Genomic DNA, 17,955 nt, shown 5'->3' with positions numbered 1-17,955 from the left:
TGTGACCAAGACCACGGGAGAACGCGTGCTTGCCCGCGTTGCTGCACGATCGCCCCAGCGCTGGCACGTCGCTTGCTCTCTCCTCGTCGCACATAACGAAGAACCCCTCGCCCGGGCCGGCTACCCCTCCCTCCGCACTCTGTGCGGAGAGCCGGCCCGGGCGTCTTCGTTCGGGGCTCCCGCCTCTCCTCATCCGTCCGCCGGCCCTCCGTCCGCATCCGACGACGCACGCACCTGCGCACGCGCGCTCGCGCGCCGGTGTCGCGGGTCGTCGACGAAGAGCAGCACGATCGCGATCGCGCCGAGCTGCGCGGCGACCGACACCGCGAACACCGCGCCGTACGAGACCGCGTGCGCGAGCGCGCCGCCGACGAGCGGCCCGGCCGCACCGACGAGCTCGCTCGCGGCGTTGGCGACGGCGATGCGCATGGGGAGGTCGTCGCGCTCGCCGAACTCGAGCACGAGGTTCTGCGCCGAGAGCTGGAAGCCGCCGAACCCGGCGCCGACGGCGCCGAAGACGACGGCGAAGTGCGGGAGCGTGCTCGACGCGAACAGCCCGAGCGTCGCCGCCGCCCAGGTCGCGAGCGACGCCAGGAACACGACGCGGAAGCCCGCGCGATCGGCGAGCCTTCCCCAGCCGAGGTTCGCGCCCGTCTGCGCGAGCAGGAAGCACGTGCTGAGCACGCCGAGCGTCTCGCCCGAGAGCCCGATGGCCTGCTTCGCGAAGAGCGCGTAGAAGGGCATCGACATGCGGCCGGCGGTCGCGAGCGCGCGCGCGACGAAGTAGCGCGTGAAGTGCGTGTCGCTGCGCAGCAGCGCGGGCAGCGCGCGCAGGCGCGCGCCGATCGGCTCGCGCGGGCGCACCGACGGCGTCGCCGGCTCGCGGAGGCGCGAGAAGACGAGGAGCCCGAGCGACGTGAGCGCGAAGGCGAGCGCGAACGTGCTCGCGTAGCCGTCGCCGAACGCGTCCACCTCGACGAGCCAGCCGCCGACGGCGGCGACCGCCGCGGCGAGCAGACCGCCCGCGAAGAGCCGCAGCCCGACGAGCGTCCCGCGCCGCTCGACGGGAATGAGCTTCGCCATCAGGACCCCGAAGGCGACGCCCTGCATCCCGAGGAAGGCGCCGAACGCGAGCAGCAGGGCGCAGATCGCCGGGAGCTTCCACGGCGCGGGAACGAAGAACCCCGCGAGCGCGAGCCCGAGCACGGGGAGGCGCATGGCGACGCCGACGGCGATCGCCACGGGCAGGGCGCGCCGCCGCGATTCGACGATCGCGGCGCCGAAGAGCGGCGTCGCGAACATCCCGAGATACTGCAGCGAGCGCGCGAGCCCGACGACGAGGTCCGACCCGGAGAGCAGGTGCACGTAGGCGGGCACGAAGGTCGGCGCGTTGACGAGCCGCATCCCCGTCTGGCCGAGCACGCCGTGCAGCAGGTACTTCGCGTAGTTGCTGCGCAGGTGCGCGCGCACCTCGCGCTCGAACGCGGCCTCGGGGTCGGCGCCCTCGAGCGCGCCACCGTCGCGGGTCATCGGGACGCCCCGTGCTCGCGCAGCGCGCGGCGCGCGACGCCCGCGAGGTAGACGGAGCCCGCCACGACGACCGCGCGGCCGCCGCGCGCAGCCTCGGCGTGCGCGCACCGCACCGCGTTCGCCGGGTCCTCGTCGCACGCGATCGCGACGTCGCCGCGCACGCTGCGCACGACGTCGGCCACGGCCTCGGGCGCGAGCGAGCGGTCGCGGTCGGCGCGCGTGCACCACACGCGGCCCGCGAAGCGCGCGAGTGCGTCGACGATCGCGGCGAGCGCCTTGCCCTCGGACACCGAGAGCACGAGCTCCGCGTCGCGCAGGCCGATCGCGTCGAGGGCGCCGGCCAGCGCGCGCGCGCTCGCACCCGTGTGCGCGGAGTCGAGGACGACGAGCGGCGGGCCGTCGCGCACCTCGATGCGCCCGGGCAGCGCGACCTGCGCGAACGCGGCGCGCGCGGCGCGGGCGACCTCGTCGGGCGCGTGCGCGCGAAGCGCGCGGACGCAGGCGACCGCGAGCCCGGCAGCGCGCGCGAGCTCCGCGGCGAGGACCGGCACCTCGAGCTCGAGGTCGAGCCCGTCGTCGCGATAGGCGAGGTGCACGGCGCGGCCGCGCGGCGCGGTCGCGAGCTCGAACGCGTCGCCTTCCTCGACGAGCGCAGCGCCGACCTCGGCCGCGCGCGCGCGCACGGCCCGTGCGGCGGGGGGCGCGAGCCGGGCCACGACCGCGGGCACGCCGGGCTTGAGGATGCCCGCCTTCTCTCGCGCGATCGCGTCGAGCGTCGAGCCGAGCACCTGCGTGTGCTCGAGCTCGATCGACGTGATGCAGCACGCCGCCGGCGCCACCGCGTTCGTCGAGTCGAGGCGGCCGCCCAGGCCGACCTCGAGCCAGACCCGGTCGACGCGCGCCTGCGCGAAGAGCAGCAGCGCGGCGGCGGTCGTCGCGTCGAAGAAGCTCGGCGTCTCGCGCGTGCGATCGGCGCGCAGCCGCTCGACGGAAGGGCGAAGGCGTTCGACGGCCGCGGCGAGCCGCTCGCCCTCGACCTCGGCGCCGTCGATGCGGAAGCGCTCGGTCCAGCGCTCGAGGTGCGGCGACGTGAAGAGCGCCGTCCGCTCGCCGAGCGCGCGGGAGAGCGCGTCGCCGAACGTGCAGGTCGAGCCCTTCCCCTTCGAGCCCGCCACGTGGACGATCGAGAGCGCGCGCTCGGGATTGCCGACGTCGTCGAGCAGCGCGTGGATCGGAGCGAGGGAGAGCCGACGGCGGCGCGCGTCGGGCAGGCGCTCGCGGTCGATCAGCGAGTCGAGATAGCGCGCCGCGTCGTCGAGCGTCCGGATCGGCGATCGCGCGCGCTCCACCGTGCCTCCTGCGCACTGCGCGGGGCGCCGCCGGCCGCGGCGGCCGACCGGTCGCGAGCCCGGAAACGCGAAAGGCGGCCTCGCCGCGACGGCCGGGAAGGGCCGGGGGCGAGACCGCCTTGCAGCGTACGCGGCTCGGGTGACTGCCGCGACGGGTGGCCAGCGCGCCGCGCGGCTAGCGCACCATGTACCGGTTCGACTCCCGGTACTCCTGCACGGCCTTGCTCGTCGACTCGACGGCAGGGAAGTAGTACTTCACCGCGTGGCCGCACTTGCGGCAGATCTTGTACTGGAACTTGAAGCCCTCGATCTCCTTCGGGTTGCCGACGGCGTCGCGGTTCTCTTCGGTACAGCACTGGGACGGCGACGGAGGCGACACGATCCTCTTGGGATACTCGTTCTTCGGCTTCTGCGTCTCCGAGTAGACGATGATGTTCTTCGTCACCCGGTGCTGCTTGTCCTTCGAGTTCTGCTTGCGGATGTTGCTGCCGATTCGTCTCACTGTGCCTTCCTTCCGTGATCCCGCCCCCGCGCGTAGCGCGCCCGTTGGGTCAGCTCGCGCAGGAGGGGAGTGAAATCGAGGTAGCTCGTCGTGCAGGGGGCGCCGTCGGCGAACAGCAGACGGTCGTCGCCGCCGAACGGTTCCTCCGACGCCCGCGCGCCGTCGCGCGCGAGGCGCAGGAGCAGCGAGCTGCGCGTCCCGTAGCCGTCGGTGTGGACGCACGTGTCGCCGAGCGCGCCGTGCGGCGAGCCGCAGCCCTGCTCGCGGCACGCGTCGGCGAGCGCCTCGAGCGCGGCGTCGGCGCCGAGCCCGGCGGCGGCCTCGGCCCGTGCGAGCACGCGCGCCACCTTCGGGTTCGTGCGGTCGTCCGGATCGGCGTTGCCGACGACGTGGGCCCCCGGTGCGAGCTCGCGGAGCTCACCGGCGCGATCGCCGCCGTACACGAGCGCGAACGCGCGGTGCCCATCGGCGACGAACACGTTGAACGGGTTGTGGACGGCGGCCGGGATCGCCGCCAGCTGCTCGGCCGCCCGCTCCGCCGTCGGCGCCGCGAGCGCCTCCATGACGACGTGCCCGCGCGATCGGCGAGTCGGATCGGGCGCAGTGCACGGCCGGTTCGTCAAGGCGGCGAAGACTCCCTGCGCGTTCACGCCGAGCCAGGTTCCCCCGGCGCGGAGGTCGAGCGGCGCGACGATCGGGCCCGAAGGCGTGGCTCGCAGCGCGGGCCCCGACGCGGGGCGCTCGTAGAACTCGTCGCGGTTCGCAGCGATCAGCAGGCCGGCACGGTCGACGCAGCGATGGAGTGCGATCAGCGTGCACATGGGGCCCGCGTGGGCGCAGAGGCGAGGACCCCGGAGGGAGCCCCCACGTGCGCGAGCAGCGAATCTCGCGGCCCGGGTAGCTTACCAGGAAGGGCACGATTTTCAATGGGGAATCGGCCACATATGACGCTTCGCGGCGCCCCGCACCGCGCGCGCCACGCGCCGTGGGGCCTCAGGCCGCGACGGGATCGACGTCCGCCGCCCAGCCGCGCAGCTTGCGGACGCGCCGAGCGCGCCTCGCCGCCGCGTCGCGGCTCATCTCGAGCCCGTAGCCCCCGAGCACGTCGGCGAGCTCTTCGAAGTTGCGGTCGATCGTGGCCCACACGGATTCGAAGCCGTGCTGCAGCGCCTCGCCTCGCCTCCAGAACGCGAGCGGGTTGAGCGCGAAGAAGCGCGCGTCGCGCTCGGTGGGCTCGAGCAGCACGATGTCGCCCTGGAAGCGGTGGTCGTTCAGGTAGCGCTGGATGCCGAGCTCGAGCCGCGAGTGGAGCAGCGTGCGGAACGTCTGGTTCAGCACGAGCCGCAAGCCGCGATCCGAGAGGAAGCTCCCCTCGCGCTCGACGTCGTTCACGAACGGGCGGAACGGGTTGTAACAGATGACGAGATCGGCGCCGCGCTCGATCGCGACGTCGATGTTGGCGGTGTGGCGCACGCCGCCGTCGACGTAGTCGACCGCGCCGATGCGCGCCGGCTTGTAGAAGCCGGGGAGCGCCGTCGATGCCTGCACGGCCTGCGAGACGGTCGCCTGCTCGCTCGCGCCCGGCCCGAAGACGACGCGCTGCGCCGTGTCGAGGTTGCACGCGCACACGAACAGGTCGCGGCCCGTCCGCTCCGCGAATCCACGGAAGTCGTTCGGAATGCGAATGCGTTCGAGGTTCGTCCGGAGCCAGCGCTCGAGACCCGCGCTGTCGAACAGCCCCGACGGGATGTGGTCGGCGATCGACGGCAGCTCGCGCGACGGCGCCACGTGTCGCACGAGGTCGGTCACGAGCCGTTCGAACGACGCGTAGCCGGGACGGCGCAGCATCCCGCTCCACGCGCCTGCGAGCGCGCCGGGAAGCTCGGGCAGGCTGCGCGCCACTTCGGCGCCGAGCCGCGGCCCGTGCGTCGCCATCGCCCACGCGAAGCTCGCCGGCCGCGACACGAGCTCTCGCAGGTTCGGGTGGTAGAAGTCGAGCGGCCGCAGCTGGCGGAAGCGGCGACTCGTGCCGTCGAGCACGTGCACCATCTCGTTCGGCGTGATGCCCGCGGCGAGCGGCACCGCCAGCACGGACCCCGCCGAGAGCCCGACGTAGAGATCGAGGTCGTTCACACGCCGCCCGACGAGGAAGTCGTCGAGCGCCTTGAGACCGCCCACCTTGAACGCGCCGCCCGACACGGCCCCGCCCGCGAGCACGAGGGCCACGCGCGCGTCGCGCGGCGGCGGCCCCCGCCGCTTCCGAATCAGCGTCAGCCCCAAACGACCTGCCTCGCGCTGCGCCTCGCGAAGCGCGCGCGCCTCGGGAGACAGAACCGAACGGGGGCCGGCTCGCGTCGAACGAGCGCGGGGCCCGGCGCGGCCATCGCGCCGGCGGGCGACTCCCCGGTGCTGCAATACTTACGGCAAGCCGGGGTCGAAATGAAGCACCTCGAGCGGCCCGCGGCACGGGCGAGCACCGCGGCCCGGGCCGGGGCGCGCGCCCCGGCGCAGTCCGCCCCGTTCGGAAGCGAGGAATGCCGCTGCTCCCCCATCCGCTACGCAAGCCCCGACCCTCGCGCTCGGGATCCGCTCTGCCGCGCCGCGCGGCCGCAGCCGGCGCGCTCGCGCTCGTGGCCGCCCTGCTCGCCGCCGCGCCGGCGGCGGCGGACCCGTCGGCAGCCGACCTCCAGGCGGAGCTCGAGAAGCAGCGCGAGCTCCTCGACCGGCTGATGGCCGAGCCCGGCGCGGACGATCCTCGGCCGCCGGGGAGCGACGTGCGCACCGCAGCCGGCGCCGCGGCCGACCCGCGGCGCGCGCCGTCGGCGCCCGAGATCCGCGAGCTCCCGGTCGCGATCTTCGACGAGGAGAAGGTCGCCATTCCCGCCGGCGAGTGGGGCAATCGCGATCGCATGCTCGTCCTGCAGCGCTTCCTCGACGCGGACGGCGACGGACGGCCCGAGCTCCTGCGCTTCGTCGATCCCGAGTCCGGCTTCCTGCTGCGGCAGGAGGAGGACCGCGACTACGACGGCAAGCTCGACGCGTGGAGCGACTTCGAGTGGGGCCAGCTCGTGCGGCGGCGGGTCGACGACGACGGCGACGGACGCGCGGACGGCTTCGAGGAGTACGCGCGCGGCCGCATGACGCGCCGCGAGGTCGACCGCGACGGCGACGGCGTGCGCGACGCCTTCTACACCTTCCGCGACGGCGACCTCGTGCTCGAGGAGCACGACGCGAACGACGACGGGAAGGTCGATCGCACGGTCCACTACGAGGCGCGCGTGCGGACGACCGCCGACGAGGACGCCGACTACGACGGCCGCGTCGACACCTGGTACCGCTTCGCGGTGCGCGATGGCACCGAGCTCGTGACGCGGATCGAGCGCGACAAGCAGGGCCGCGGGCGGCCGGACGTCTTCGAGACGTTCGACGAGCAGGACGGCAAGGCCGTGCTCACGCGCCGCGAGGAGGACGTGGACGGCGACGGACGGGCCGACATCGTGTCGAGCTATCGCGCCGGCAAGCTCGTGCGCCGCGAGCTCGCGAAGCCCGGCCTCCGGCCGCTGTAGCGTGGCGGCGAGCGCGACCGCCGGCGGCGCCGAGGACGCGGCGGCGCTCGCACCGTGGACGCACCGCGGCCCGCTCGCCCTCGCGCGCTTCGCGTTCGACCTCCAGCGCGACCCCGTGCGCGCGTTCGCGGCGCTCGCCGCGCGCGGCGAGCCGACCTTCGTGTTCGAGCGCCCGCGCGGGCGGGCGCGCGCGCCCGCGCGACCCGTCGTCGTGAGCACCGACCCCGCGCTGCTGCGCCTCGTCCTGCACGACCCGCGCTTCCGCAACTCCTCGCTCACGCTCTCGGGGCCGCGCGGCTCCGCCCACCGCCGGCTGCGTCACAGCATCTTCCGCATGCACGGCGAGGAGCACCGCCGGCATCGCCGACTCGTCATGCCCGCGATGCAGCCGCGCGCGGTCGAGCCGCTCTGCGACGCGATGGTCGACGGCGCGCTGCGCGTGTTCGGTCGCTATGCGGTGGGGCAGCGGCGCGACGTCGCCCGCGACGCGAAGGAGCTCGCGCGCGGCGCGGCCGCGGCGTCGCTGTTCGGGATCGCCGATCTCGACGAGGCCGAGGCGCTCGGGCGCCAGGTCGAGGACTGGCTCGCGGACAGCTACCGCGTCGTCCCGCGACTCCTCCCGTACGACCTGCCGGGCTCGCGCTACCGCGCGATGCTGCGGAAGGCGGAGCGGCTCGAGCGCACCGCCCTCGCCCTGCTCGCGCGCAAGCGCGAGAGCGGCTTCGCGGGCAGCGACCTGCTCACGCACCTCGCGCGCGAGCTCGACGGGTCCGCGGCGAGCGCGGGCGGCGACGCGGGCGGGGCGCTCCGCGCGAGCGACGTCCTCGGGCACGTCCACATCTTCTTCCTCGCCGCGCACGAGACGACGTCGCACGCGCTCGCGTGGACGCTCTTCCTGCTCGCGCAGCATCCGCGCGCGCTCGAGCGGGCGACCGACGAGGTGCGCGGGGTGCTCGGCTCGGCCCGCCCCACGCCCGACGCGCTCGCGCGCCTGCGCTTCCTCGACGCGGCGATCGACGAGAGCCTCCGCCTGTTCCCGATCGTGCCGTTCGGCGCGCGCATCGCGGCGGAAGACGTCGAGCTCGGCGGCCGCGCGCTCCCGCGCAAGTCGCGCATCCTCGTCCCCTACTGCGCGCTCCACCACGATGCCGGGAGCTTTCCCGAGCCGCGGCGCTTCGCGCCGGAACGCTGGCTCGAGGGCGCGACGCCCCCGCCCTACGCCTATCTTCCCTTCGGCGCGGGGCTCCACATGTGCGTCGGCACGAGCTTCGCGAAGCAGAGCATGCTCGTGGCGCTCGCGTGTCTGCTGCAGCGCTTCTCGCTCCGCGTCGTCGACGGCGCGCGCATCGATCGGCGCACGACCGTCACGATGGCGCCGAGCCCGGGCGTTCCGATCGAGATCCTGCCGGCGGGCACGCCCTCGCGGCGCGCGCGCGTGCGCGGCAGCGCGCTCGACCTCGTCGATCTTCGTTAGTCGCGCCCGGAATCGGGCGGCGGCGGCGCGGCGCGCTCCGACGGCGCACTCGCGTCCCCTTCCGCGTCCTCGCCGATCACGACCTCGCGGCGGCGCGCGCGGAAGCGCTCGATGCGTTCGCGCTCGAGCAGGCGCAGCAGCTCCTTGTTGCGCTGCCGGATGCGCGCGAGCTCGCGCTCGAGCTCGCGCGCGCCGAGCGTCGCCTCGGCGAACTCGATCTCGAGGACGGCGCTGGCCTCGCGACCGTCGCTCGCGAGCGCCGTCACCTCGAGCTCGTTGGCGCCGGGGCGCGCGGGCACGAGCCCGGAGAAGCTGCCGTCGGGCGCGAGCGACACGTCGACGGAGACCTCGCGCAGCGTGCGGTTCGCGATCAGGACGTCGTCGACGTTCGCGAACGAGATGCCCTTCAGGAAGTGGACGATGTCGCCGGGGTTCCTCACCGCGGTGTACGTGCCCGACGTGATGCGCGCCATCTCCGTCGCCGCGACCGGCCGGGCGAGCGCCTGCCGCCCGAGCGCATAGGTGTTGACGACGACGCTCGCCTTGTCCGCGAGGCGCGCCGCGTCGATCGCCGCCTCGACGTCCTGGCGATCGGACACCGCGCCGCTCCCGTACGGAAAGCTCGGCTGGCCATCGGTGAGGAAGAGCAGGACGCGCCGCGCGCCTTCGCGCGGCGCGCTCTGCGCGCCCGGCAGGCCCGCGAGCTCGGTCACCGCGAGGCGGATGGCCGCCGCGAAGTTCGTCGCGTTGCGCGGGCCTTCGCGCAGCAGGTCGCCGAGCGCTGCGCGCACCTCGCCGAAGTCGTGCGTCAGCGGAACGACGACCCACGCGTCGCGCTGGTCGGGCGCGACGCGGAGGCCCGTCTCCGGATCGGTCTCGCCGGAGAACGCGACGAGGCCGACGCGCGTGCGCGCCGCGTCGAGCTCGCCGAGCAGGACGCCCGCGGCCGAGACCTCGGCGGCGAGGATCGTGTCGTCGGGATCCGTGCAGACCGTGCCTTCGGGATAGCGGCCGGGCTCCACCAGCTCGCGCTCGGGATCGAAGCCGACCTCGCCGTCGCCGTCGACGTCGATGCCGCTCGGCTCGCGCGTCGAGTACGAGACGTCGATCGCCACGAGCACGTCGAAGGCACTCCAGGCCTCGTCGCCCGCGCGCGCGCGGCCGCGCACGGCGACCATGTGGACGTCGTTCTCGACGCGCTCGCCCGGAAGCGGCGCATCGACGACGACCTCGACGACGTCGGCCGACGGCGCCGCGGCGCGCGCGGGAGGCGCGACGCCCGCGAACGAGAGCGCGAGCACGAGCACGAGCACGAGCACGAACGGCGCGACGAGCGCGAACGCGGACGGTGCGCGCAGGCGCGCCGGCCGCGCATGCGGGAGAGCGCGACGAGCGCGCACGTCAGGAGCCGCCGTCGCGCGCTGCAGTGCCCGCCGCCGGCGCGCTCTCGCCTCCGGTCGCGTCGCGCGCGGCGGGCGTCGGCAGCGAAGCGGCGCGGCGTTCGACCGGATCGCTCGCCGTCGTCGCCGCCGCGGAGGACGCATAACGTTCGATCCGGGCGAGGCGCTCCTCGAGCGCGCGCGCCGTCGCGACGAGGGGCGGCCCGACCGCGTCGAGCCCCGCCAGCGAGCACCCACGACCGGCGGACTCGGCGTCGTCGACGAGCGCGACGAGGCCGTGCACGCCGAGCGCCGCGAGCTCCGCGTGACCGGCGCGCGGCGTCGAGAACGATTCGCTCTCGAACGCGGACGCGCGGCCGAGCGCACGCGCCGTGCGCAGCAGCAGCTCGCGATGGGCGCCGTGCGAGGCGAGATCGCGCGCGATGTGCGGGGGGTCGCCGCAGACGCCGTCGATCCAGAAGCCCGCGCGCACGCCGACGAGCTCGCCCGCGCGGTGCATGGCGCGTCCGAGTGCGCCCACCGATGCGAGCTGCGCGGCGAGGGCCTCGTCGCGCGCGGCCGGCGCGCTCGTGGCTCCGGTCGCGTCGCGCGCGGCGGGCGTCGGACCGACGAGCGCGACGAGCGTGCCGTACGGCTTCCGCGCGGCCGCGAGCGCGCGCGCGGCCTCGAGCGCGAGCGCCGCCGCGCTGGGCGTGCCGCGGCGATCGACGACGGGAGCGGCGAGGAGCAGCGCGTCGTCGCGCTCGCCCGCCCGCCATGCGACCAGGGACGCAGAGGCCGCGTCCGGCTCCGGCGCGCCGGCGGCCGCGACCGCGCGCACCGTGAAGCCGGCGAGCTCGAGCTGCTCGCGCAGGTAGCGCGAGGCGTCGCGCGGGTGCTCGGCGAGGGCGGACGCGTGCTCGCGGGCGCGCACCGGGTCGAAGTCGCCGGCGTCGCGCGGACGCGCGGGGACACGGGCCTCGGCCGCCGCCTCGGGGGCCGCGGTCGCGGCGCCATCGGCGTCGAGGCCCGGCGGCGGCGCGCACCCGGGCGCGGCGAGCAGGGCCGCCGCAGCGAGCGCGACGCGCGAGGCGCGAACGGCGGCGATGGCGAGTCGCGCGGTGCGCGGCGCCCCGCGCGCGCGACCGGCGCCCGACAGACCGCGCATCGCGCGCCGCTCCCCGCTGCGCGCACCGCCGCACGCGCCCCGTCCGATTGCGCCCCGTCCGATTGCGCACCCCGACGTCATCGCACGCTGCCCCCCGGGTGCGGCTCCGCGCGATCGCCGGCGCGTCATTCGCGAGCTGCGACGCGGCGATCCATCGCCTTCCTGCCGTCGTCGCGGCCGGCCCGCTCGGGGCGCGAGCGCGCAAGACATTGCGCGGAGTGGAGAAGACTTCTGACACATTCGCCGCGAGCCGACCACTCCCAGCTGTACGGAGTCCCTTCCTCGAGGGGCTTTTCAAGAGTAGAAGGCAGGGCTCCTCCCCTGGGAGCCCTGCCTTCGATCTCCCGCTCGTTCGAGCGCGTCCGCCCCGCCACCCCCCGTCCGGTCCCGCGAAGGCCCCGCTTGTCGCGAGTCGCGAGCGCAGCGCTCGTCGGCGTCGACGGCGCGTTCGTCGAGGTCGAGGTCCGGATCAGCTCCCAGCTTCCGCGGGTCGACGTCGTCGGCCTGCCCGAGGCAGCGGTGCGCGAGAGCGCGGCGCGCGTGCGCGCCGCGATCGCCGCGGCGGGCCTGCGCTTCCCCGACCGGCGCGTCACGGTGAACCTCGCGCCCGCGGAGGTGCGCAAGACGGGCGCGGGCCTCGACCTCGCCATAGCGATCGGCATCCTCGGCGCCCAGTCCGCCTTCGAGCCCGAGGCGCTCGAGCGGCGCGCCTTCGTCGGCGAGCTCGCGCTCGACGGACGGCTCCGCCCGGTGCCGGGCGCTCTCGCGCTCGCCCTCGCGGCCCGCGACGCCGGCTGCACGGAGGTCGTCGTGCCCGCCGCGTGCGCGGCGGAGGCGTCGCTCGCCGACGGGGTCGACGTCCGCGCGGCGTCGGCACTCGGCGCCGTCGTCGCCCACCTGCTCGGCGCCGCGACGCTCCCGCGCGCGTGCGCCCCTTCGGACGACGGGGCGGAAGGGGCGCCGAGCCCGTGCCTGTCGACGGTCCGGGGGCAGGCCGCGGCGAAGCGCGCCCTCGCGGTCGCGGCCGCGGGCGGCCACGGGCTGCTCCTTTGCGGCCCGCCCGGCGCGGGCAAGACGCTCCTCGCGCGCTGCCTCCCCGGCCTGCTGCCGCCGCTCTCGCCGAGCGAGCGCGTCGACGTGACGCGCATCCACGGCGCGGCCGGGCTGCTTCGCCCGGGCGCCGTCGCGGCGCGCACGCGGCCCTTTCGCGCACCGCACCACACGGCGAGCCCGGCTGGGATGCTCGGCGGCGGCAACCCGCCGCGCGCGGGCGAGGTCTCGCTCGCACACTGCGGCGTGCTGTTCCTCGACGAGCTCCCGGAGTTCGACCGGCGCGTGCTCGAGGCGCTGCGCGAGGTGATGGAGGAGCGCCGCATCCGGCTCGCCCGCGCGCGCTACCGCTGCGAGCTCCCGGCGGATTTCCAGCTCGTCGCCGCGTGCAATCCGTGCCCGTGCGGCTGGCACGGCAGCGGACAGCGCGACTGCCGCTGCGACGACGGCGCGATCGCGCGCTACGCGCGAAGGCTCTCGGGGCCGCTGCTCGACCGCATCGATCTCCACGTGCGCGTCCGCCCCGTCGCCTGGCGCGACCTCGCGGCGTCGTGCAGCGACGAAGCGGAGACGTCCGGGGAGGCGCGCGAGCGCGTCGCGCGTGCGCGCGACGTCCAGGAGCGCCGCGCCGGGCGGCCCAACGCGGCGCTCGACGATGCGTCGCTCGAGCGGCTCGCTCAGACGACGGACGAGGCACGCGCGCTGCTCGGCCGCGCCGTCGAGCGGCTCGGGCTGTCCGCACGCGCCGCGCGGCGTGCGCTGCGCGTGGCGCGCACGTGCGGCGACCTCGACGGGCGGGAGGTGGTCGACGCGGCCGCGATGGCCGAGGCGCTCTCGTACCGCGACCCCAGTGCGATCGAGGCCGCCTTCGAGCGCGCGACGCCGATGCCGCGCGAACGGCCGCCGTGAGGTGGGCTGCGAGGAGCGGCGACTCCACCGCCATCGGAGCCCGAGCGCGAAAGGGACCGGATCCCGTCACCCGAGCGCGCGGATTCCGTCGCTCGCGCGCGCCCCCCATGCCGCCGACCGCGGCGGATGGGCGCGAGGTGCGCGTCAGGCGGGCCGCTCGGGTCTCTCGCACGTGCTCGGCACCGATGGCATGCGAAGTGCTTCTCAAGCGCGCGCGGCGGCCCACCGCATTCGCTGGGTGCGTGTCGAGGAGGAGGTGACCGGATGAGGCCCGAGCCCGCGCGCGCTCGCCGCGCCCTCGCGACGCCGCGGCGCGCGGCCGCGACGATCGACGTCACCCTGCTCGAGCTCGTGACCGCGGTCGCGGAGGTCACCGACGACGAGCGCGAGATCGTCGCCACCGTGATGTCGATGCTGCGCTCGGGCCGCGCGCGCCTCGTCGGAAACTTCCGCGACGAGCCCCTCGACTCCTTCTGAACGCACGACGCGTCGGCGTCGCCGCCTTGAAAGTCCCTCTCCATCCGCGACCCTCCGGTGCCGCACACGGACGCGCGCGAGCGCGACCAGGGGGGCCGTGCGCGTGACCGCACGCAGGAAGAAGAAGAGCGCGTCGCGCGCCGCGAAGCCGCGCGCCGCCAAGCCGGCGCAGCGCCCGACGCGCACGGCGCAGGAGATGGCCGCGAAGCAGCGCGACATCTCCGTCTCCGAGTTCTTCGCGAAGAACCGCCACCTGCTCGGCTTCGACAATCCGGCGAAGGCCCTGCTCACCACGGTCAAGGAGGGCGTCGACAACGCGCTCGACGCGTGCGAGGAGGCGGGCCTGCTGCCGTCGATCGAGGTGTCGATCGACCCGGTCGACGAGTCGCGCTTCGTGGTGGCGATCGAGGACGACGGCCCGGGCATCGTGCGCGCGCAGGTGCCGAAGATCTTCGGGCGGCTCCTGTACGGCTCGAAGTTCCACCGGCTGCGCCAGAGCCGCGGTCAGCAGGGCATCGGCATCAGCGCGGCCGGCATGTACGGCCTGCTCACGACCGGCAAGCCCGTGCGCATCACGACGCGCACCGGCAAGGGCCGCGACGCGCACTTCTTCGAGCTCGTGATCGACACGCAGCGCAACGAGCCGCGCGTCCGCAAGGACGAGGTGGTGCGCTGGAAGAAGGATCACGGGACGCGCGTCGAGATCGAGCTCGAGGGCGCGTACCGCGGCGGCCAGCACTCGGTCGACGCGTACGTCCGGCAGATCTCGCTCGCGAACCCGCACGCGGAGATCGTCTACCGCCCGCCCGACGCGAAGGACGGCGAGCCCGTCGTGTACCCGCGCGTGACGAAGGAGCTGCCCGCGAACACGGCGGAGATCCAGCCGCACCCGTACGGCGTCGAGCTCGGCGTGCTGATGCAGATGTTCCGCGACACGAAGGCGCGCAACGTCAAGACGTGCCTGCAGGGCGACTTCTCGCGCGTGTCGGCGCGGACCGCGGCGGAGATCTGCGAGCGCGCGGGCATCGCGCCGACGCGGCGGCCGGCGGAGATCTCGCGCGACGAGGCCGAGCGCATCCATCGCGCGATCCAGAAGACGAAGATCATGAACCCGCCGACCGACTGCATCGCACCGATCGGCGAGGAGCTGCTGCTGCGCGCGCTGCGCGCCGAGGTCGACGCCGACTTCTTCGCGACGGTGACGCGCCGCCCGACGGTCTACCGCGGCAACCCGTTCCTCGTCGAGGTCGGCCTCGCGTACGGAGGCGCGCTCGGCGCGGACGAGCCGGTCACGCTCTACCGCTACGCGAATCGCGTTCCGCTGCAGTACCAGCAGGGTGCGTGCGCGATCACGAAGGCGGTGACGAGCACCGACTGGAAGGCCTACCAGCTGCAGCAGCCGCGCGGCTCGCTCCCGGTCGGGCCGATGCTCCTGCTCGTGCACATCGCGAGCGTGTGGGTGCCGTTCACTTCCGAGAGCAAGGAGGCGATCGCCTCCTATCCCGAGATCGTCAAGGAGATCCGCCTCGGCCTGCAGGAGTGCGGGCGGAGGATGGCGACGCACGTGCGCAAGCGGCGGCGCGAGGCGGACGAGCGCAAGAAGCGCGCGTACATCGAGAAGTACATCCCGCAGGTGGCGATCGGGCTGCAGGAGATCCTCGGCTTCGACGACCGCGAGCGCACGCGCGTCGCCGACCGGCTCGCCGACGTGCTCGAGCGCAGCCGCACGGCCTGAACCCGAGGCGCGCGGCGACGCGCGCGCGACAGCGAGGCGCGATGGCAGCGAGGAAGGCGACCCGGACGAAGGCGACGCGGACGAAGGCGACGCGGACGAAGGCGACGAAGAAGCCCGGCGCGAAGGAGCCGCGTGCAAAGAAGGTGGGTTCGAAGAAGCCGGCAGCGCGGAAGGCGACCGCGAAGAAGGCCGGCGCGAAGGCCACGCCGCGCGCGCGCGACGCGCAGACCGTCTCGCTGATCGCCGACACCGCGCGCGGCGTCCACGCGGACATCCTGAAGAAGCGGAAGCCCGACCTCGCGTTCCCGGTGCGCGCGCTCTCGAACGTCACCTACTCCGAGCGCAAGGGCTTCTTCGAGATCGGGAAGCAGCGGAAGGTGCGCACGCTCACGGTGAACACCGTCAAGAGCTTCGCGCAGACGCTGCGGATGATGGCGCTCTCGAAGGAGCTCGTGGAGACGAACGACTTCGCGACCAAGCGCGACGCCTACTACCAGAGCAAGAACTGGGAGGAGGCCAAGTTCGACGAGCAGACCGAGTCCGACACGGTGATGGACGACATCGAGGCGATGTTCTCGATGCGCGGCGTCTCGCGCGAGGAGCTGCGCTTCGTGCCCGACGAGCACGGCGGCGCGGTGGCCGGGCAGCTCGTCGTGCTCGACGCCGACCGCGAGACGGGCGTCGTCGAGCGCATCGACTGCACGCGCTTCGGCTCGGGGGCGTACTCGATCCCGAGCTCGGTCGAGCACCTGTCGTTCGAGACGAACGCGAAGTTCATCCTCGCGATCGAGACGGGAGGCGTGTTCCAGCGGCTGCAGAGCCACAAGTTCTGGCAGACGGCGGACTGCATCCTCGTCTCGATGGCGGGCGTGCCGACGCGCGCCACGCGCCGCTTCATCCGCAAGCTCTCGGACGAGTGCGACCTGCCCGTCTACGCGTTCGTCGACTGCGACCCGTACGGGATCTCGAACATCTACCGCACGCTCAAGGTCGGGTCCGGGAACGCCGCGCACCTGTCGCAGTTCTTCTGCGTCCCGCACGCCCGCTACCTCGGCGTGACGCCGCAGGACATCGTCGACTACGAGCTGCCGACCCATCCGCTGCAGGACGTCGACGTCAAGCGCGCGAAGGACGCACTGGACAACGACCCCTTCTTCAAGGCCCACGCCGAGTGGCGCGCCGCCATCGAGCAGCTGCTGGCGATGGGTGTGCGCGCCGAGCAGCAGGCGCTCGCCAAGTGGGGCCTCAACTACGTGATCGACGAGTACCTGCCCGCGAAGTTGCGCGCCCCCGATGCATTCCTGCCGTAGGACGCGCGCGCGCCGCTCGCTCGCCGTCGAGGCGGACTGCTAGGCTGCCGCCCCCCTGTCCGGAGGCACCGTTCATCGTGAAGGGAATCGTCCTGGCCGGCGGGTCGGGCACGCGGCTGTATCCGATCACGCGCGGCGTGAGCAAGCAGCTTCTGCCGATCTACGACAAGCCGATGATCTACTACCCGCTCTCGACGCTGATGCTCGCGGGCATGCGGGACGTCCTCGTCATCACCACGCCGCACGACCGGCCGTACTTCGAGCGCATGCTCGGCGACGGCGGCGACCTCGGCCTGCGCCTGCAGTACGCCGTGCAGCCCGAGCCGAACGGAATCGCGCAGGCGTTCGTGATCGGCGAGGAGTTCATCGCCGGCGAGCGCTGCGCGCTCGCGCTCGGCGACAACGTCTTCTACGGCCACGGCTTCCCGGAGTCGCTCGCGCGCGCCGCGGCGCGCGAGCGGGGCGCGACCGTGTTCGGCTACTGGGTGCGCGACCCGGAGCGCTACGGCGTCGTCGACTTCGACGAAGCCGGGCGCGCCGTCGGCATCGAGGAGAAGCCCGCTCGTCCGAAGTCGAACTACGCCGTGACGGGGCTCTACTTCTACGACGCCGACGTCGTCGAGGTCGCGAAGGGGCTCGCGCCGTCCGCGCGGGGCGAGCTCGAGATCACGGACGTCAACGTCGAGTACCTGCGCCGCGGCGAGCTCCACGTCGAGCTGCTGGGCCGCGGCATCGCGTGGCTCGACACCGGCACGCACGAGTCGCTGCTCCAGGCCGCGAACTTCATCCAGACGATCCAGGAGCGGCAGGGTCTCAAGATCGCGTGCCTCGAGGAGATCGCGTACCGCAAGGGCTACCTGTCGCGCGAGGACGTCGAGCGCATCGCGCACGAGATGCGCAAGAACGCGTACGGCGAGTACCTGCTGCAGATGCTGCGGGGGCGCTCGTGAAGTTCACGCCGCTCGCGATCCCCGAGGTCGTGCTGGTGGAGCCCGACGTCCACCGCGACGATCGCGGCTTCTTCCTCGAGACGTATCAGGCGCGGAAGTACGCACAGGGCGGAATCGACGCCGTGTTCGTGCAGGACAACCACTCGCGCTCGGTGCGCGGCACGCTGCGCGGGCTGCACGCCCAGGTCGAGCACGCGCAGGGCAAGCTCGTCCGCGCGGTGGCGGGGAGCGTGTTCGACGTGGCGGTCGACATCCGGCTCGGGTCGCCGACGTTCGGCCGCTGGGTGGGCGTCGAGCTCACGGCCGAGAGCTTCCGCCAGCTGTGGATCCCGCCGGGCTTCGCGCACGGCTTCTGCGTGACGAGCGACGTCGCCGAGTTCGAGTACAAGTGCACGGACTTCTACGTCCCGCAGGCCGAGATCGTGGTCGCGTGGAACGACCCGGAGATCGGGATCGACTGGCCCGTCGAGGCGCCGCTGCTCTCGGCGCGCGACGCGGCGGCACCCGCGCTCGCCGCGCAGCGCGATCGGCTCCCGCGACGCGCGGTCTGAGCACG

The 17,955-nt window shown here is 74.2% G+C and carries 15 protein-coding genes; 8 read left to right on the top strand and 7 right to left on the bottom strand.

The annotated features are described in order from the left end of the window. Positions 1-189: 189 nt before the first annotated feature. The 5 genes from R3E88_00975 to R3E88_00955 form a co-directional block, all read right to left on the bottom strand. Entirely contained in the window at positions 190-1,530 is a 1,341-nt protein-coding gene (locus tag R3E88_00975; protein MEZ4215025.1) for an MFS transporter, read from the bottom strand. Continuing rightward, entirely contained in the window at positions 1,527-2,879 is a 1,353-nt protein-coding gene (locus R3E88_00970; protein MEZ4215024.1) for a bifunctional folylpolyglutamate synthase/dihydrofolate synthase, read from the bottom strand. The genes R3E88_00975 and R3E88_00970 overlap by 4 nt, the downstream gene beginning before the upstream one ends. 175 nt (positions 2,880-3,054) lie before the next feature. Further along, on the bottom strand, positions 3,055-3,381 hold the full coding sequence (locus tag R3E88_00965) for a hypothetical protein (protein MEZ4215023.1): 327 nt from the start codon (positions 3,379-3,381) through the stop codon (positions 3,055-3,057). After that, positions 3,378-4,202, bottom strand: coding sequence for an NRDE family protein (locus R3E88_00960; GenBank protein MEZ4215022.1), 825 nt, complete (start codon positions 4,200-4,202; stop codon positions 3,378-3,380). The genes R3E88_00965 and R3E88_00960 overlap by 4 nt, the downstream gene beginning before the upstream one ends. Before the next feature lie 172 nt (positions 4,203-4,374). Continuing rightward, a complete protein-coding gene (locus R3E88_00955; protein MEZ4215021.1) occupies positions 4,375-5,607 on the bottom strand; it encodes a patatin-like phospholipase family protein in 1,233 nt (410 codons plus the stop codon). A 404-nt stretch (positions 5,608-6,011) separates the two neighbouring features. Here R3E88_00955 and R3E88_00950 point away from each other — a divergent pair, with 404 nt between their 5' ends. Beyond that, positions 6,012-6,947: a hypothetical protein gene (locus tag R3E88_00950; protein ID MEZ4215020.1), complete on the top strand. Its 936-nt coding sequence runs from the start codon at positions 6,012-6,014 to the stop codon at positions 6,945-6,947. A gap of 1 nt (position 6,948) precedes the next feature. After that, positions 6,949-8,421 carry a cytochrome P450 gene (locus R3E88_00945; protein ID MEZ4215019.1) on the top strand — a complete coding sequence of 491 codons (1,473 nt, stop codon included), beginning with the start codon at positions 6,949-6,951 and terminating at the stop codon, positions 8,419-8,421. Here the strand turns inward: R3E88_00945 and R3E88_00940 are convergent. Beyond that, positions 8,418-9,821: a VWA domain-containing protein gene (locus R3E88_00940; protein ID MEZ4215018.1), complete on the bottom strand. Its 1,404-nt coding sequence runs from the start codon at positions 9,819-9,821 to the stop codon at positions 8,418-8,420. The two genes, R3E88_00945 and R3E88_00940, sit on opposite strands and share 4 nt — an antisense overlap. Before the next feature lies 1 nt (position 9,822). Continuing rightward, positions 9,823-10,968 carry a hypothetical protein gene (locus R3E88_00935; GenBank protein ID MEZ4215017.1) on the bottom strand — a complete coding sequence of 382 codons (1,146 nt, stop codon included), beginning with the start codon at positions 10,966-10,968 and terminating at the stop codon, positions 9,823-9,825. 402 nt (positions 10,969-11,370) lie between these two features. Here R3E88_00935 and R3E88_00930 point away from each other — a divergent pair, with 402 nt between their 5' ends. The 6 genes from R3E88_00930 to rfbC all read left to right on the top strand — a co-directional run bounded on the left by R3E88_00930 (position 11,371) and on the right by rfbC (position 17,950). Then, entirely contained in the window at positions 11,371-12,927 is a 1,557-nt protein-coding gene (locus R3E88_00930) for a YifB family Mg chelatase-like AAA ATPase (GenBank protein MEZ4215016.1), read from the top strand. A gap of 264 nt (positions 12,928-13,191) precedes the next feature. After that, positions 13,192-13,404, top strand: coding sequence for a hypothetical protein (locus R3E88_00925; protein MEZ4215015.1), 213 nt, complete (start codon positions 13,192-13,194; stop codon positions 13,402-13,404). Between the two features lie 103 nt (positions 13,405-13,507). Then, the gene (locus tag R3E88_00920; protein ID MEZ4215014.1) at positions 13,508-15,139 is read left to right on the top strand and encodes a DNA topoisomerase VI subunit B; all 1,632 of its coding nucleotides are present in this window, start codon (positions 13,508-13,510) and stop codon (positions 15,137-15,139) included. A gap of 41 nt (positions 15,140-15,180) precedes the next feature. Beyond that, a complete protein-coding gene (locus R3E88_00915) occupies positions 15,181-16,449 on the top strand; it encodes a DNA topoisomerase IV subunit A (GenBank protein ID MEZ4215013.1) in 1,269 nt (422 codons plus the stop codon). 77 nt (positions 16,450-16,526) lie between these two features. Then, a complete protein-coding gene (rfbA, locus tag R3E88_00910) occupies positions 16,527-17,399 on the top strand; it encodes a glucose-1-phosphate thymidylyltransferase RfbA (protein MEZ4215012.1) in 873 nt (290 codons plus the stop codon). Beyond that, entirely contained in the window at positions 17,396-17,950 is a 555-nt protein-coding gene (gene rfbC / locus R3E88_00905; GenBank protein ID MEZ4215011.1) for a dTDP-4-dehydrorhamnose 3,5-epimerase, read from the top strand. The genes rfbA and rfbC overlap by 4 nt, the downstream gene beginning before the upstream one ends. Positions 17,951-17,955 lie beyond the last annotated feature (5 nt).

The organism is Myxococcota bacterium, assembly GCA_041389495.1.
Lineage (GTDB): Bacteria > Myxococcota_A > UBA9160 > UBA9160 > UBA4427 > JAWKRT01.
The sequence above is the reverse complement of the archived record's forward strand: the minus strand, read 5'-3'. Positions and strand labels throughout refer to the sequence as shown.

Coding starts and splice junctions, on each gene's coding strand:
- R3E88_00935 (MEZ4215017.1), bottom strand. CDS start 10,968: ATGCGCGGTCTGTCGGGCGCCGGTCGCGCGCGCGGGGCGCCGCGCACC.
- R3E88_00960 (MEZ4215022.1), bottom strand. CDS start 4,202: ATGTGCACGCTGATCGCACTCCATCGCTGCGTCGACCGTGCCGGCCTG.
- R3E88_00925 (MEZ4215015.1), top strand. CDS start 13,192: ATGAGGCCCGAGCCCGCGCGCGCTCGCCGCGCCCTCGCGACGCCGCGG.
- R3E88_00915 (MEZ4215013.1), top strand. CDS start 15,181: ATGGCAGCGAGGAAGGCGACCCGGACGAAGGCGACGCGGACGAAGGCG.
- R3E88_00975 (MEZ4215025.1), bottom strand. CDS start 1,530: ATGACCCGCGACGGTGGCGCGCTCGAGGGCGCCGACCCCGAGGCCGCG.